This is a genomic window from Streptantibioticus ferralitis (assembly GCF_029223525.1).
GTDB lineage: Bacteria > Actinomycetota > Actinomycetes > Streptomycetales > Streptomycetaceae > Streptantibioticus_A > Streptantibioticus_A ferralitis.
The window spans coordinates 193,209-208,299 of the sequence record NZ_JARHTQ010000010.1 but is presented as its reverse complement, the minus strand read 5'-3'; the positions used below and the strand labels follow the sequence as shown (position 1 = coordinate 208,299).

Annotated in this window: 18 protein-coding genes and 1 pseudogene; 9 read left to right on the top strand and 10 right to left on the bottom strand. The window is 68.5% G+C overall.

What is annotated here, in order from left to right; translation table 11 throughout:
* The first annotated feature begins 15 nt into the window (after positions 1-15).
* Positions 16-1,359 (top strand): MFS transporter, encoded by a 1,344-nt coding sequence (locus P2L57_RS18070; protein WP_275815672.1) that lies wholly within the window; start codon positions 16-18, stop codon positions 1,357-1,359.
* 94 nt (positions 1,360-1,453) lie between these two features.
* Here P2L57_RS18070 and P2L57_RS18065 read toward each other — a convergent pair whose 3' ends face one another.
* Entirely contained in the window at positions 1,454-1,774 is a 321-nt protein-coding gene (locus P2L57_RS18065; protein WP_275815670.1) for a hypothetical protein, read from the bottom strand.
* A gap of 399 nt (positions 1,775-2,173) precedes the next feature.
* On the opposite strand from P2L57_RS18065, the gene P2L57_RS18060 reads away from it, so the two are divergent.
* Entirely contained in the window at positions 2,174-3,136 is a 963-nt protein-coding gene (locus P2L57_RS18060; RefSeq protein ID WP_275815668.1) for a helix-turn-helix transcriptional regulator, read from the top strand.
* Positions 3,137-3,160: 24 nt separating this feature from the next.
* Entirely contained in the window at positions 3,161-4,042 is an 882-nt protein-coding gene (locus P2L57_RS18055) for a helix-turn-helix transcriptional regulator (RefSeq protein WP_275815666.1), read from the top strand.
* Between the two features lie 189 nt (positions 4,043-4,231).
* Here P2L57_RS18055 and P2L57_RS18050 read toward each other — a convergent pair whose 3' ends face one another.
* Positions 4,232-5,050, bottom strand: a complete 819-nt coding sequence (locus P2L57_RS18050) for an HpcH/HpaI aldolase/citrate lyase family protein (RefSeq protein WP_275815664.1) — start codon at positions 5,048-5,050, stop codon at positions 4,232-4,234.
* A gap of 445 nt (positions 5,051-5,495) precedes the next feature.
* On the opposite strand from P2L57_RS18050, the gene P2L57_RS18045 reads away from it, so the two are divergent.
* A complete protein-coding gene (locus P2L57_RS18045; protein ID WP_275815662.1) occupies positions 5,496-5,771 on the top strand; it encodes an Atu4866 domain-containing protein in 276 nt (91 codons plus the stop codon).
* A gap of 275 nt (positions 5,772-6,046) precedes the next feature.
* On the opposite strand, the pseudogene P2L57_RS18040 reads toward P2L57_RS18045, so the two are convergent.
* The 3 genes and pseudogenes from P2L57_RS18040 to P2L57_RS18030 all read right to left on the bottom strand — a co-directional run.
* Positions 6,047-6,390: pseudogene (locus P2L57_RS18040) on the bottom strand (transposase); the annotation flags it as partial.
* A gap of 123 nt (positions 6,391-6,513) precedes the next feature.
* On the bottom strand, positions 6,514-7,014 hold the full coding sequence (locus tag P2L57_RS18035; RefSeq protein WP_275815660.1) for a peptidylprolyl isomerase: 501 nt from the start codon (positions 7,012-7,014) through the stop codon (positions 6,514-6,516).
* Positions 6,978-7,250 (bottom strand): hypothetical protein, encoded by a 273-nt coding sequence (locus tag P2L57_RS18030; protein WP_275815658.1) that lies wholly within the window; start codon positions 7,248-7,250, stop codon positions 6,978-6,980. Before P2L57_RS18030 ends, P2L57_RS18035 begins: the two co-directional genes overlap by 37 nt.
* Before the next feature lie 2 nt (positions 7,251-7,252).
* On the opposite strand from P2L57_RS18030, the gene P2L57_RS40770 reads away from it, so the two are divergent.
* From P2L57_RS40770 to P2L57_RS18020, 3 genes are all read left to right on the top strand, one after another.
* Positions 7,253-7,795 (top strand): DUF6351 family protein, encoded by a 543-nt coding sequence (locus P2L57_RS40770; protein WP_372515749.1) that lies wholly within the window; start codon positions 7,253-7,255, stop codon positions 7,793-7,795.
* A complete protein-coding gene (locus tag P2L57_RS18025) occupies positions 7,792-8,508 on the top strand; it encodes an SDR family NAD(P)-dependent oxidoreductase (protein ID WP_275815656.1) in 717 nt (238 codons plus the stop codon). Before P2L57_RS40770 ends, P2L57_RS18025 begins: the two co-directional genes overlap by 4 nt.
* Before the next feature lie 66 nt (positions 8,509-8,574).
* Entirely contained in the window at positions 8,575-9,417 is an 843-nt protein-coding gene (locus P2L57_RS18020; RefSeq protein ID WP_275815654.1) for an NAD(P)H-binding protein, read from the top strand.
* A 33-nt stretch (positions 9,418-9,450) separates the two neighbouring features.
* Here the strand turns inward: P2L57_RS18020 and P2L57_RS18015 are convergent, their stop codons facing one another.
* Positions 9,451-9,783, bottom strand: a complete 333-nt coding sequence (locus P2L57_RS18015; RefSeq protein ID WP_275815652.1) for a MerR family DNA-binding transcriptional regulator — start codon at positions 9,781-9,783, stop codon at positions 9,451-9,453.
* A gap of 73 nt (positions 9,784-9,856) precedes the next feature.
* Between P2L57_RS18015 and P2L57_RS18010 the strand changes: the two genes are divergently transcribed.
* Positions 9,857-10,147 carry an MmyB family transcriptional regulator gene (locus P2L57_RS18010; RefSeq protein ID WP_275815650.1) on the top strand — a complete coding sequence of 97 codons (291 nt, stop codon included), beginning with the start codon at positions 9,857-9,859 and terminating at the stop codon, positions 10,145-10,147.
* Here P2L57_RS18010 and P2L57_RS18005 read toward each other — a convergent pair whose 3' ends face one another.
* The 4 genes from P2L57_RS18005 to P2L57_RS17990 form a co-directional block, all read right to left on the bottom strand.
* A complete protein-coding gene (locus P2L57_RS18005) occupies positions 10,148-11,134 on the bottom strand; it encodes a hypothetical protein (protein WP_275815648.1) in 987 nt (328 codons plus the stop codon).
* A 32-nt stretch (positions 11,135-11,166) separates the two neighbouring features.
* Positions 11,167-12,006 carry an amidohydrolase family protein gene (locus tag P2L57_RS18000; protein ID WP_275815646.1) on the bottom strand — a complete coding sequence of 280 codons (840 nt, stop codon included), beginning with the start codon at positions 12,004-12,006 and terminating at the stop codon, positions 11,167-11,169.
* A gap of 219 nt (positions 12,007-12,225) precedes the next feature.
* A complete protein-coding gene (locus P2L57_RS17995; protein WP_275815644.1) occupies positions 12,226-12,999 on the bottom strand; it encodes a DUF1963 domain-containing protein in 774 nt (257 codons plus the stop codon).
* A 249-nt stretch (positions 13,000-13,248) separates the two neighbouring features.
* Positions 13,249-13,923, bottom strand: a complete 675-nt coding sequence (locus P2L57_RS17990; protein ID WP_275815642.1) for a TetR/AcrR family transcriptional regulator — start codon at positions 13,921-13,923, stop codon at positions 13,249-13,251.
* A 144-nt stretch (positions 13,924-14,067) separates the two neighbouring features.
* On the opposite strand from P2L57_RS17990, the gene P2L57_RS17985 reads away from it, so the two are divergent.
* Complete coding sequence (locus tag P2L57_RS17985) at positions 14,068-15,030, top strand: NAD(P)-dependent alcohol dehydrogenase (protein WP_275815640.1); 963 nt, start codon at positions 14,068-14,070, stop codon at positions 15,028-15,030.
* Positions 15,031-15,091 lie beyond the last annotated feature (61 nt).

Genomic DNA, 15,091 nt, shown 5'->3' with positions numbered 1-15,091 from the left:
CCGGAGCCTTCCGCCATGCCCCTCGCCACCTCCAGCCCAGCTGCCGCGCCGTGGGTGCCGGCTCGACGTACCGTCACCCTGCTTACCGCCCTCGGCATCCTGGTCGTCGGCCAGATGTACGTTGTACTCGCACTGATCGACCCGATGTCCGCTGACTTCGGCGTCAGCGGCGGTCAAGTCACCTGGACCGCCACTGCTTTCGGTCTGGCCTACGCCACCGGCTTCCTGTTCACCGGCCCACTGGCCGACCGCTTCGGTCAACGCGCCATGATCACTGGTGGTCTGGCCGCGTGCGCGGTCGCCACCGCCGCAGTTGCCGCCGCACCCGGCCTGGACTGGGCGATGACGCTGCGAGCCGTCCAGGGCCTGTCCGCCTCCGCCTTCACGCCCGCCGCACTGTCGTACACCGCTGGGCGGTTGGCCCCGGCCCACCGCCCGGTCGCACTCACCTGCCTGACCAGCGGGATGCTGGCGTCGGCCGTGCTGATGCAGATCGCCGCGCAGGCGGTGGAATCGGCTTTGGGCTGGCGACCAGTGTTCCTGCTGGGCGCCGCCGCAATGGCGGGCGCCGTTCCAGTGGCCCGAGCCGTGCTGCACGGCGGGGGCGGCGACGCCACGGCCGACTTCCGTGCCGCGTTCACCGCGATGCCGCGCCTGCTGTCCCGGCCCCGGCTGTTGGCACTGTACGCGGTGACGGTGGCACTGATGGGCAGCTTCGTTGCTCTGTACACCGCAGTCGCCCTGGCCGGTCCGCCCAGCGTGGCCGGATCGCCCGGAGCGGTGCTCGCGCTGCGCACGGCGGCACTGCCCGCCCTGGTTGCGGTACCGCTGCTGACCCCGTTGCTGCGCCGATGGTCCGCGCTGCCGAGGGTGGCCTCCGCGATGGCGCTGACCGTGCCGGCCGTCGCGGCCGCATCCGTGTTGGGGGGCCAGACGTTGGCGCTCGCCGCGGTGCTGCTGGTGTTCGTCTCGGGCGTTGCGGCGGCCGCCCCGGCGGTGGTGGAGGCCGTCGGCGCCGCCGCCGGAGAGACACGCGGCGCCGCGCTGGCGCTGTACGCCTGCGGAATGTTCATCGGTGCCAGCCTGGGGCCGGTGCTGGCTGGCACCCTCGCCCCGACGGGCTTTGCCATGATCTTGCGGGTAGTGGCTGGCATCCTTGCAGCGGGCACGATCGCGGCGCTGGGAGCCTGGCGCGCTGCGGCTGAGGACACACGCCGGGCTCGGCCTCAGGATGAGACCACCCACCGCGCTCGGGGAAGCCACCGAAAGACGAACCGGGCCGACGGCGCTCATCCCGTACACCTGCGTGAGGCGCGCGACGATCTCACCCGAGGTCAGGCCCTCGGTCGTCAGGAATAGCGTGCCTGCTCGGCGGCCAGGTGCCGGATCACCAGCTCAGAGATCCGCGTCAGGTGCGTCCCCGGCCACTCGAAGCCCGTGGATAAAGATCAAGCTAGAGCGCAGAAAGGTGCCAGTAGCCGAGGGCATCACGCCGGATCCGGCGGATCTCCGCCCAGCGCTCGTCGAGTGCGGCGTAGTCGTGGGCCTTGCGCTCGGGCGCGCTGCGGGCACGCTGTCCTGCCAGCCGGATGGCGTGGGTCTCGTCCTCGGCTTGGGTGATGAGGTAGTAGTGCCGCACCAGCCAGCCCGTCGGCGTACGGAAGCGGAATCCCACCAGCCACTGCTGGTCGCCGTCGTCAGCGGTCCGGGGAGGGTGCGCGGTCCCACCGGCGTCGAGGTCGGATTCCGGGTGGGCCCGCACTACAGGCCGCACTCGTTCCGTTGCCTGGGGTGCCGCGGTTACCGTGGCGTCCTCCGCGGTACAGACACGGGCGCTCCCCAGAACCCCGAGAGCGTAGGGAGGGCGCGCAGTGGGCGTTCCCGTGGCCCCGGCAGGGTCCCACACCCGGGTGGTGGCTGGCACGGGGTCGTCGGTTCTGGCTGCTCCCGCTGGATCGGCAGGGAGTGTATCGACGGTCAGGATAGCCATTGCCAGAGGCCTCTCTTGCTCTTTGCCGGCTGGGGATGGAATGGAGCTGTTTCAGCCGTCTGACAACCACCGAATCACCACAAACAGCCGCGTGGACGGCTTATCGTCGCCCTGCACATCCTGGGTGTCGCACGGCCACCCTCAGCGGTCCCCACGTCCGCGGTGGCGGCACACACTGGGCGCATGAACAAAAACCTAGAAATGGGTGAATTCCTCCGCTCGCGCCGCGCGCGTCTGACCCCCGCGCAGGCCGGTATGCCGGACACGACGCGGCGCCGTGTCCCGGGGCTGCGCCGCGAGGAACTGGCTCACCTGGCCGGTGTCAGCTCCGACTACTACACGCGTCTGGAGCAGGGTCGCGCCCGCACCGCCTCGCCCCCCGTGCTCGACGCGCTCGCACGAGCCCTGCGCCTGGACGACACCGAACGTGCCCACCTGTTCGACCTGGCCACACCCGACCCCCCTCCGCCGCGCAGCCACCCGCCCCGGCCGCAGCGCGTCCGCCGCGCGACATACCAGCTCCTGGACGCCGTGGACCGTGCGTTCTGCCCTGCCTTCGTGCTCGGACGCCGCACCGACGTCCTGGCCGCCAACCGCCTCGCCGAGGCCCTCATCGCCGACTTCGACGCGTTGCCGGCGCGGGAACGTAATCTGGCGCGGTTCGTCTTCCTGGACGATCACGCACGCGACCTCTACGCGGACTGGGGGACCGTGGCCTCCGACACCGCGGCAATGCTGCGCATGGATGCGGGCCGCCACCCCGACGACCCGCTGCTCAACGAACTCGTCGGGGAACTCTCCGTCCACAGCGACTGCTTCCGCCGCCACTGGGCCGAGCGGAACGTGTATGAACACACCGACGGAGCCAAGTCCTACCACCACCCCGTGGTCGGGAAGGTCACCGTCAGCTACCAGGCGATGGCGCTCCCCTCCGAGGAAGACCAGATCCTGTGCATCTACACGACAGAACCCGGTTCGGCGTCCGAAACGGCCTTGCGCCTCCTGGCCAGCTGGACCAATAGCCCCGTCGACGTCCCGGAGGGCACGGCCCGCAGGAGCGGTCGCCAACTGCCGTCCGGGGCAGGCCGTGAGTACGGATCCGCCATCATCGAAACGGATCCGGATCGCCGGCTTTCGTGGCTGTGACGCAGGATCGTCTAGCCTGAAGAAATGAGTGGCACTCCCCTCGGCGAGTTCCTCAGAGCACGGCGACAGGCTCTGAAGCCGCAGGATGTGGGGCTGCCGGACGTCGGACATCGCCGCGTCGCGGGACTGCGACGGGAAGAAGTGGCGCTGCTGGCTGGGGTGAGCAACGACTACTACATCCGCCTCGAACAGGGACGTGAAACCAATCCGTCCCCGCAGGTCATCGACGCCGTGGCCAGAGCCCTGAAACTGGAAGACGAGGCTGCCGGCCATCTGCGGAGGCTGGCTGCCCCTGCTGCGGTCCGTCGTACGTCGCCGGGCCGGACCCACGTCAGTCCGCAGTTGTTGCGGCTCATGGAAAGCTGGCCCGACACACCGGCCTTCGTGCTCGGCCCTGCCTTGGACATCCTGGCATGCAACCGAGTGGCCACAGCGCTCCACAGCGGATTCGAGCGCGCCGACAATCTGGCTCGTATGGTCTTCCTCGACCCGGCCGGCCGGGAGTTCTATCAGGACTGGGAACGCGCCGCACACTCGTGCGTCGCTGAGCTCCGTGCGGCGTACGGATTCGATCCCGAATCGACGAGGGTCACTGAGGTCGTCGAGGAGCTCTCATCGGGGAGCGAGGAGTTCTCGGCTCTGTGGGCGTGCCATGAGGTCAAGGGCAAGAAGCAGGAGGGAAAGACCCTCAGACATCCCCAAGTGGGTGTTCTGGAGATCCAGTTCAGTGCCTTCACGGTGAACAGCGCCCCTGACCAGCAGCTGGTCGTCTACCAGGCGGAACCGGCGACTCCCACGGCGGAGGCCTTCGCCTTGCTCCGCTCGCTCGCCGAAGAGTCCGTAGACACGGCCGGAATAGCCGAGCACTCCGAGCCTGCCCGGACGGACCGGCCGTCCCGCCTCTGATCCATCCGATGGCCGGGCGCCGCTCAGCCGGGCTGCCGCACAGTGCGCAGGCAACGCCCACGTGTTTTCGTGCTGATCGCCGCCGATACCGGGGGCTTCGACCAGTCGGCGGAAAGTGGTGTGGGTGGGGTGAGCTCCGAAGAGCGGAAGCGGGGCATCGCGGAAGTGGCACGCGAAGGCGAGCAGAGCTCAGGGCCGCCCGGCGCGGTCGATCAGGGCTTGGGCTCGCAGCATCACTGGGCGATCGATCATCTGACCAGCATGCGAAGTCACACCACCCGTACTCGCGACGGCCATGATCTGGTGTGCCCAGGCCAGTTCGGCTTCCGAGGGAGCCATGACCTGGTGCACGATGGCGACTTGGCCGGGGTGGATGCACAACTTGCCGGTGAATCCCAATTCGAGGCAGTGGCGGGCATCATCTGCGACCGCAGCGGGATCACGGACGTCGGTCGTGACTCCGTCCACGGGTGCGGCGCGGCTTGCCGCCGCGGCAGCGAGGACGAGCGCGCTCCGGGCATGCAGGAGCGCCTGCCGCGACGTTGGATCGACGCCCAGTTCGGCGGCGAGGTCAAGATGCCCGAACGCGAGGCGAACGACGCCGGGCACCGCGCACAGGGTGCGAGCCGCGATGACACCGGCCGCGGTTTCGACCAGTGGGATGACGAGCGATGCTGCCGCCAGGCGGTCCAGCGTGCCACTGACCTCGCAGGCCTCTTGTGCCTTCGGGAGCATGACGGCTTGTGGGGCACCGACGAGCGCGTTCAGGTCGTCCTCATACCAGGGGCTGCCCACCGCATTGACTCGGACGACAGCATCGTGCCCCTCGTGCAACCATGCACTGACGTTCGCGCGAGCGACGCCTTTCGCCTCCGGTGCCACGGTGTCCTCCAGGTCGAGGACGACCGCGTCCGCGCCGCTGCGGGCGGCCTTGGCGAAGCACTCGGGCCGGTCGGCGGGAACGAACAAGAAGGTACGCGCGGCGCTCAGGGGCTGCGGATCCAGCATGCTGATCGGTCTCCACTTCGATGATTCGTGGGGGGCGGTGGTCAGGCCATGACGACCGCGCACCTCCAACGGAGCACCGGGCGCGGCTCGTCGGAGTCACCGGACCGCGCGTTCACCCCTACCCCGAGCCAGAGGATGCTTCCCGATCCGGGTAGTGGATGGGTCGACTCCACTGTCACCGTGCTGTCCAGGGAGTCTCCCTCGTGCACCGGGCCGATGCGGTCGCAGCCATCCCAGCCCACGACCGTCACGTCCAGTGGCTGCCGTCCGCACGGAGCCGACCGGCGGAATGGAGAGGTCTGGGTGCGGTCGGCGCCTTTGATCGGCCGCCCCGCCTCGCCCCGCCGTGCGACGGACGCTGAGGCGCGGGCACGATGGGTGGGTGTGTCGCACCCGGACACAGCACGGCCTGGCTCCGACCTGACGCGAGGGCCAGGATGGTGCCATGACCAGTAACAACAGCCCGCATCCCTACGTCGGCATGTGGGTGACCGCCGATGGGTTCATCCGCCAGGAGCTGCTGCCCGACGGCCGGTACGACGAAGCGCGCGGCAAGCGTAGGAGCGCGTACACCGGCAGCTACACCGTCACCGGTACCCACATCGACTACCTCGACGACACCGGCTTCACCGCGACCGGCGACGTGCGGGACGGCGTCCTCTACCACGAGCACCTGATCCTCTACCGCCAGAACGAACAACCCCTGCCGCGAGCGGTCTGAACCCCCGAACCCCGCGCACTCCACGGTCCTGAACCGGGCCTGGTCCGCCGGGACAGCGTCCGGGCCGGTTACCTGCGCCGGGTGCCGGTGGGTCAGTGGCGGCTGAAGCGCTAACCACCGTGGTGCGGCTGTCAAGCTCCTACCGCAAGAGGAGAGACTGGCTCCCGGGAAGTGGCGGGGCTTGACGGCTCCGGGTGGCAGGGCTGTTCTGCGAGGACCAATCCGCTTGCTGATGAGCCTCGACCTGGGCCATCTCGGTCATATTATCGCGGCCGGACCAGGCGCCTGCCGTCGAAGTGGGGCAGCGGCAGGCCAGCCAGCAGGGTCCGCAGTCGACCAACGTCGATCCGGCCGTGGTTGAGGCCGCCGTACAACGCGCCGTGTCCACGCCGGTGTTCGGGCACCAAGGTCAGATCCACCGGTGACTTCACAGGGCCGTCCGCACACAGCACCGAGTCCGCCGACTCGAACAGTTCATCGCGCCGAGCGGTCAGACACGCCCCAATCCACCCCGGAAGCGTGACGCTTCCGCTATCGCTTTCTTCCCCACGTCGTCAGGCAGCAGACTCGCTATCACGGCCTTCGTCTCGATCACGTGCGTTCCTTGGTCGGAGCACATGATCAAGCGAAGGCCGCCATAGCGTCCGGCGAACTCCCAGGTGGGCCGAGCAAGTTCGAAACACGGTCCGAGGCCGGAAGGCAAAGAACGAGCTTAGCTTCGTGAGGTGACTTGGCTGGATCCTTACAGCGTGCCCGACTCCTTGATGGCGATCTTGGCGCTGGGGGCGCCGGTGCGGGAGCCCAGGGCCTCGATCTGCTTGACGACGTCCATGCCCTCGACGACCTCGCCGAAGACGACGTGCTTGCCGTCCAGCCAGTCGGTGACGATGGTCGTGATGAAGAACTGCGAGCCGTTGGTGTTGCGGCCTGCGTTGGCCATGCTGAGCAGGCCCGGACGGTCGTGCTTCAGCTGGAAGTTCTCGTCCTCGAACTTCTCGCCGTAGATGCTCTTGCCGCCGGTGCCGTTGTGGTTGGTGAAGTCACCGCCCTGGAGCATGAAGGCAGGGATGACGCGGTGAAACGTCGAGCCCGCGTAGCCGTAGCCGTTCTCGCCCGTGGCCAGCTCGCGGAAGTTCCGCGCGGTCTTCGGCACGACGTCGTCGTACAGCTTGAACACGATCCGGCCCAACGGCTCGTCGTTCACGGTCACGTCGAAGTAGACGTTGGCTCCGGTCTCGGCCATGTCTGCGCTCCTTCGGTTGGATAACGGAATTCTTCGAGCTGGGAGTTTAACGTCCTGACGTGGGCATTTCGTGACGGGTTCAGGATGTCGGCGCGGTGACGGCGCAGATGCGCCAGGGCGACGAGGACGGACGCCACCGTCATCGCCAGCGGGAACCAGCACCCGCCGAGCAGAGCGATGGCCAGGCTGCCCTCACCGCCGCCTGCCGTGATGGCGAACCCGAAGATCCAGGTCAAGCCTGGGTCAGAAGCGCACGCGAAAGGGGTCCGGAGGGTCGGAGGATGACCGTCCGGACCGCGGCCGCACCCTGACCCAGAAGATCGCCGACGACAAGCCGGCCGGCCTGGTCAGCGGCTGCTACCTGTCCGCCGGCGACCGCATCACATGCCCGCTGACCGACCCCGTCACCGGCCCGTGCGCCGCGTCCTATCCGGTCGCCGCCTCACCACGCCAGGTCGCCGGTGAACCGTTGACCTCCGACGTGCTCAAGTGCCGGCAGCGGCCGATGGACTTCGCGGACTACACCGTCACGTTCACCACGGCCCAGCAGGCCGAACTGCACGCCATCTTCCCCGGCGGCGTCTGCGACTACCAGCTCCCCGGCGTAGACCAGGTGCGCCCGTTGGGTGCATGGCTCAGCTATGGCGACGGCACCACCGGCAGCTTTGGGCACGCCCCCGCGCCGGCGTGGGGGGCCCGGACTGGGCCACGCTGCCCGATCGACCGAGCGCCAGGATCGATATGCGACCGACAGGAAGGACCAGGAAGGAGCCGAAGATGAGCACAGAATCCGTGAGCGCATCCGCACCCGTCGCGTTGGTCACCGGCGCCAATAAGGGCATCGGTCTGGAGACGGTCCGGCGTCTGGTCGAGGCCGGATACCGCGTGTACCTCGCCGCCCGCAATAGTGAGCGTGGACAGGCCGCCGCCGACGGTGTCGGCGCGCATTTCCTCGAACTGGACGTGACCTGCGACGAGTCGGTCCGTCTCGCCGCTGACTCCATCGAGCGGACCGACGGGCACCTCGACGTGCTGGTCAACAACGCCGGCATCACCGGCCCGCTGCGTGACCCGCAGGACTACACGGCGGACGACATGACCGAGGTGCTGCTGACGAACGTCGTCGGCTACATCCGCCTCATCCATGCCTTCCTGCCGCTGCTGGAGAAGAGCGACGACCCGCGGATCGTGAACGTCAGCAGTGGGCTGGGGTCGTTCCGGCGTTTCCACGACCTGGACCGCATCGAAGCGGTGGCGGGCACTCCGCTGTACGGCGCGTCGAAGGCCGCGATCAACATGATGACCGCGCGATTCGCGCGACTGCTGCCCCACATCCGCATCAACGTCGCGGACCCCGGCATGACCGCGACCGACCTCAGCGGCGGACAGGGCCATTCGGTCCAGGACGGCACCGACGCCATCGCCTACGCCCTCAGCGCACCCGGCGGCCCTACCGGCACCTTCGCCGATCGCGACGGCGACGTGCCCTGGTAATCACCACCAACGTCTTCACCGACGTCACCACCAACGTCTTCACCACCAACCCGAAAGGAACTGAAGATGTACCTCGTCACTGGAGCAACTGGCAACGTCGGCGGCCCCGTTGCTCGGCAGCTGCACGAACATGGCCACAGCGTCCGGGCCCTTGTGCGTGACCCCTCCCGAGCGGCCGGCCTCCCGGCCGGGATCGAGCTCGCCGTCGGCAATCTCGACGACCCCGAAAGCGTGGCGAAGGCGGTTCAGGGCGTCGAGGCCGTCTTCCTGATGCAGGTCGGCGGCGGGACCGAGCAGACCAAGAAGATGATCGACGCCGCACGAGCCGCGGGGTCGCCGAGGATCGTCCTGCAATCCTCCGTCGGCGCGCGCCTGTTCCCGCAGGGCCCCATCCAGGCTGCTCTGGCGGCTCGCGAGCAGATCATGCGCGAGTCCGGCCTTGGTGTGACCTACCTGCGGCCCAACGGCTTCGCGTCCAACGCCTTGTGGTGGCTCGACTCCATCCGAGCGGGCAAGGTCGTCGACACGACCGGGGACGGCCGGCAGGGGGTCATCGACCCGGAAGACATCGCACGCGTCGCCGTGGCCACCCTCACCGAAGACGGTCACGTGGGGAAGGGGTACTTCCTCACTGGTCCGCAGGCCCTGACCGCGCGCGAGCAGGTCGAGATCATCGCCGAGGTGACCGGGCGTTCGATCGACTTCGAGGACGTCACTCCGCACGAGTTCGCCCAGGCTGCCATTCGGCGAGGAACTCCGCCCGAGCAGGCGCACGCCATGGAGAGCCTGAACGAGTTGTTCCGCGCCGGCCGCGCCGGATTCGTCACCGACGACGTCGAGAACATCACCGGAGCAGCCCCCGGGACCTTCCGCGACTGGTGTGAACGCAACGTCGACGCCTTCCGCTGAGGCCCGGCTCACCGCGCATCGGCGGAGCGGCCGTCAGCGCGGGACGAGCAAAGGGCTGCTCGGGGAGCGGTCCGGAGTTGGGAGCCGACAAAACCAATGCGGCTCCCAACTCCGCGATTCGGCCAGGCGCCGTCCGCTCACAGCCCTCGCGTGATGAAAGTGCACAGGCTGGACGAGCGACGACCACATGACGTATCCGCCACCCGCTACCAAGGTCAGCCCCTCGCCGCCCAATGCTCCGCTCCCACTTCCCACGGGCTCGTAACAGATCCGGATGGGGTCGAAGAACAGCCCCTCCTTCTCATGGAAGCGAAGCGTGTGCGTCGAGATTCCCGTGCGCTTGCTCACCTCACCGATGCTGACCATGCGATCGCCCGTGGTCCTCTGTCATGGCCCGGTTCCCCGCCTTGATTCAGAGTCGACTCGAAGTCCTACGGTCATGGCTGTTGTTCACGGGTGCGGATCCTCTGAAGGGAAGTTGCTGAGCTGGGAGAATACGGCCGGGGCCGAACTGCGGGCGATCGGTACGGTGGCCACTCATCGTGAGGACCACAAAACGGTTGAGCACCCCTCGGTGGGACTGGTCGCAGCGGACTGCGATGTGCTGACCGACGGTAACTCCGAACTCAAGATTGTGATCACGATTGCCGCGCCCGGGAGCGCGGACGAGACCAAGCTGCGAATGGCAGTAGTCGCTGGTCCGTCGGCCACTGAATTCGGTCGCTGCTGATCAGTCACCGTTGATCAGCGCGATGGCTTTGTCCATCGCGTCCCACGCCTGCGCGGGGTCGGGGCGTCGGCCCAGGCCGCAGGCGGCCGCCACGTCCACCTCGCGCCTGGCGAGCCGTTCGATCATGTGCAGCAGGCCGCGATGGTCCTCGATGGTGATGCTCTCGTGGATGAAACCCGCCACGAAACGCACCTCCGGAGGCAACGTGAGCGCTTCGAGCGGCCGGTACCAGTCTTCCTCGAAGGATCCCGGCTTGTTCGCCGCCGCGAACGGTACGTGGATGTAGTCGAGGACCCGTCCTTCCGGGAAGCCGGTAGCCATGGCGTTGGCCAGCAGCACAAGCGGCAGCGCGTCGGGCATCTCGGCGAGGGCCTTGTGTTGGAGATCGCCGAGGCAGAGATGGACGCCGAAATGAGTGCCCTCACGAGCGCCTGCCATGATCTCATGCAGGTCGTGTGCCAGCTGCCTGGCCACCGCCTCCTTGGCCTCGTCGGGTGCCCCGATCACCGCCAGCAGGCTGGCGGGCGTTTCGAGCTGGAACACCACCGGCTCTTCCGCTTCGCCGACAATGCGGTTGACCTGGTCGATGGTCGCCTGGGCCCATGCCTGCGGGATCACCCGGTCGGACATAGCGACGTCCATGCCGAAAGCCAGCATGGTGAGGTCGAGCGGGGCAGGCAGACCGACCTGGAATCTGATGTCGGAATGGCCGGCCTGATCACGGAGGTATTTGAAAGCCGGGAAGCTCTCGACGAACGTGTGGAAGTAGTTGAGGTGCAGATTCCTCGGGTCCAACGTTCGGTCTTCACGCACGCGGAACAGCGGGCCCGTCCCGTAGTCGGCGTAGACGCCGTCGTGTATCAGTTCGACATCGGGGTTCGCGCGGAGCCATTCGATGGTGCGCGAGCCCCAGACCGCTCGGTCTCCAGTCTCGCCGTCAGTCATACGAAGAAGGTGCGCGCCAACACGCCGGAGAGCTGTGGTCATGGCATCCGGCGCGGACAGGCCTGGCCAGGTACCTACAAGGTGAGTTTTTCGCATATGACACATCGCCTTCCTGGATGGGGTGCGGTTCGGTCGAGGGAAGATCGTGATGAGCCGCTGAGGCCGTATTGCTGCTGGTTGGGAGTGAGACGGAGGCGCTGGTGCTCACGCGCGGCATGGAAGCGCAGGTAGGCGTCGAGGTCACTGTCGGCGGCCAGGGTGCGGAGCTGGAGAACGGCTGCGGCGTCTTCTCCTCGGGCATGAACGGGTAGTCCGTCCCGAAGAGGATGTGGCTCTGTCGGGGCGAACGAGGAGAGCGCGGCCAAGGTGTGCGGGTTGGCCGACAACGCGACGTCGTAGTACGGATTCCGCAGCGCGTCGCGTACCTCCAGCTTCGGGTTGAAGTTGGCGCCGGCCACGGCGAGGCGTTCGGCAAGGCAGGGAACGGTTCCGCCGGCGTGCGAGGTGATCAGCCGTAGCCCGGGGTAGCGAGCCAGGGTGCCGCCCCACACCAGGCTCGCGATCATGCGGGTGGTGTCGAAGGGGTACTCGTAGAGCGCGATCGGCAGTCCGAAGGTCGGCTGGTCCTTGCCCGACGGCGCGGTCGGGCGCACGTGGACGAGCGCGTCGCGCTCCGCGGGTTTCGCGAAGACTCGCTCGAAGGCCGGGTCGCCGAGGCAGTCGCCTTCGTGGTTGCTGAACATCCCGCCGCCGTCCAGGCGCAGGACGTCAAGCGCGTAGTCGATCTCTGCCAGGGCCGCGTCGACATCCGGCAGCGGCAGCAGCGCGAACGCGCCGAAGCGGCCGGGATGATCGGCGATCATCTGTCCCATGGCCTCGTTGCCCGCCCTGGCGTTCTTCCCGACCGAGAGCACCGATGCACGGGAGAAGCTCGGACTTCTCCGTGTGATCGGGACGCAGAACTTCCAGCCGGCCCGAGTTCGTTCAGCCGCTCGTCCCAGGTGCAGTCGGCTTGGCCGCGGACCAGGGTGATTGGCATGTGGCCGGTCCGGTAAGCGCACTTCGGCCCCTTCGCGCAGCGCTGCGAGGTCGCGGATCTGCGCGGCCGGCAGCCGACCGCGCGCGAGCACGTATTAGATCATGTGCACGTAGACGTACACCCGGTCAAAGCGTAGTGCGGCCAGATCCTCCCGCCGGATCACCCAGTGGATCAGGCCATGGTCCAGTTCTTTCACGTCGTCATCGCAGCTCCAGGTGGCCAGGAGCACCCAGTCATCATCGAGCGCCTCCTCATCAGTGCCGGCCTCCTCGGTTGCTGCTTCCCTGGCCACCCCGACGGGATCCCAGTTAGCGATCTTGGGGTATCCGCCGATTTGCAGCGAGCCGAGGCGGTAGCCGTACGCGTTGGTCCATGTGCCGTCCAGTTCGTCGGCGTGGGGGTACTCGGTCTCCAGCTCGCCGCTGGTAGGCGCCGACAACTCGCACCAGGCCGCGCGGAGTTGACTGTGGGGGAGGACCGTGTACCACTCCTTCTCGACCCTTCGCTCCGTGACAGGCGTCCCAGCGGCCACGTACATCACCAACTCGGGCAGCACGCCGTCAAAGCCCACGTCGGCCTCGCCGAAGAACAGCAGATGCCCATCGGACGGCAGGGGGAGATCCGTCGCTTCCCGGGGCAGAGTCGCGCAGTCGACTGACGCGACGAAGGGGAACCGGGGGTCCGGGGGGCCGACCGGCAGCATCGGGTAGCCGCCCAACTGCGCCACGACCGGCCCCTCCCCGCCTTGCCCCAGGATCGCGGCCGGGCGGACGGCACGTATCCACCGTTCCACCTCGGCCAGCGGCACGCCTCGGTTGACCGCCTCTTCACGGAAGCGATTCCTTTTGTCGAAGGTCTCTTCAGCCATGCGGAGACCATAGGGCCGAGGTCTGACATTCGGGATCTGCGTCTTGCCGGCACGGCTGCGGTGCGCCACACGCCTGGACGGATTCGCCCAGGAACGCACAGGTACAGGTCAGATGGCGTTTCCTCGTTCAAGCGCCGTCGCTTCCCAAGCTGATGTCCGCCCGCGTGCTCCGGTTCGAGCCAGTTCGCGCCTGCCCGGTCGAAGGGATGCGAGCCGCGTTGCCTCGCTAGCCAGGGGCTGTCCGGTGGATCAGGTTGGACGGGCGGTGTCGCTGGCGAGTGGCAGGGAGTCCAGGCGCGCCGCGCTCGGCGGGGGCAGCACTCCCCGGGTGGGCCGGGCGCGGAACGCTTCGAGGAGGTAGGCCACCAGGCGCCGGGACGCCGCGCGATCACCGGGCCGCGCGGCGAGCAGACCGCCGTTGGCCAACAGGACCACGGCGAGGTCGGAGGGGTGGAAGTCGGGGCGTAGCGCGCCCGCCGCCTGCGCCCTGCGGACGAGCGTCGCGAACTCCTGCTCGGCCCGGGCGCGTACAGGCGCATGGTCGTTCGCGGCGTCGGGGAACGCCGTGACGAACGCCGCCGGAAACCCCCGTTCCTCGCTCTGCAGTGCGCACACCGTCTCGACGAGACGCTGGAAGCCGAGCCACGGATCGGGGTTGTCCACGGCCTCCGTGAGAGCCCGGGCGCAGGTCTCCATCTGGTGTGCGAAGGCGGCCCGCACCAGGTCGTCTCTGGTAGGGAAGCGCCGATAGAGCGTCGCCACGCCGACCCCGGCCCGTCGGGCCACGGTGGCCATCGGTGCGTCGATGCCGTGCTCGGCGAACACCTCGCGGGCGGCTGCGAGGATCTGCCGACGGTTGCGCCGCGCGTCGGCGCGCAGCCCGCACTCCTCCGCTTTCGAGCCGGGGTCGACCGTTCGTGCCACGGTCTGTCGCCTGCCAGAGCCCGTGATCCGAGAGGATTTCGCCGTCACTGTCTCTCACCTCCGGCATAACTGGACGGTGGTGTCCGGTTAGCAGCCTACGCTCGGCGCCGAAACACCCGCACAGCCCTGGCAGAGGTGAAGACGATGGACCGGACGATGAAAGCCGCACTGTTCGACCGCTTCGGCGGTCCGGAGGTGTTGTACGTGGGCCGGGTGCCGCGCCCCGAACCGGCGGCAGGGGAGGTGCTGGTGCGTGTGTGCGCGCTCAGCGTGAATGGCGGCGAGCTCGCGGCCCGGTCCGGCCGGGTCCGATTCGTGACCGGCCGGAAGTTCCCGCAGCGCGTCGGCCTCGACTTCACCGGCGAGGTCGCCGCCCTCGGCACCGGCACAACCGGGATCGCGCTCGGCGACCGGGTATGGGGCGTGCTGGGCCGCGCCTCGGGGTTCGGCAGCGCCGCCGAGTACGTGACGTTGCGGCCCGACCGGCTAGGCCGCGTCCCAGACGGCCTCGACCTGGTGGAGGCCGCCGCACTGCCGGTGGGCACCACCGCCGTTACGGCGCTGCGCGACATAGCCGCGCTGCGCCCCGGCGAACGGCTGCTCGTACGGGGCGCGGCGGGCGGGGTCGGCAACGTGGCCGTACAGCTCGGACGGGCGCGTGGCGCCGAGGTCACCGGTCTCGCACGCGCCGCGAACCTCGACTTCGTGCGCGGGCTGGGAGCGCGACACGCCGTCGACCACCGGGCGGTCGCACCGCACGAACTGGGCCGGTTCGACGTGGTGCTCGACACCGTGGGCAGCGAACTGCCCACCTACCGGCGCCTGCTGAAACCCGGCGGCCGGATGGTGACGATCACCTTCGACCTGTCGCGCCCCCTGGTCTCAGTCGGTTCCATCGCGGCGAGCACCGTGCACGGGCGCGGCCGTGTGCGCTTCTTCAGCGGCAACCCGAAGCGCACGCTCTTCGACGACCTCGCCCGGCATGTGACGGACAGGGTGCTGAGCCCGAAGGTGGACACCGTCTTCTCGTTGGAGGACATTGGGGCGGCGCATCGGGCCCTGGAGGCCGGTGGGGTGCGCGGCAAGTACGTGGTGCGGGTCGGCTAAGAGGAGCTGACACAAAGGAGTGACTGACTGACTGGCTGGTGCCGTGTCGGGCGGTCCGACC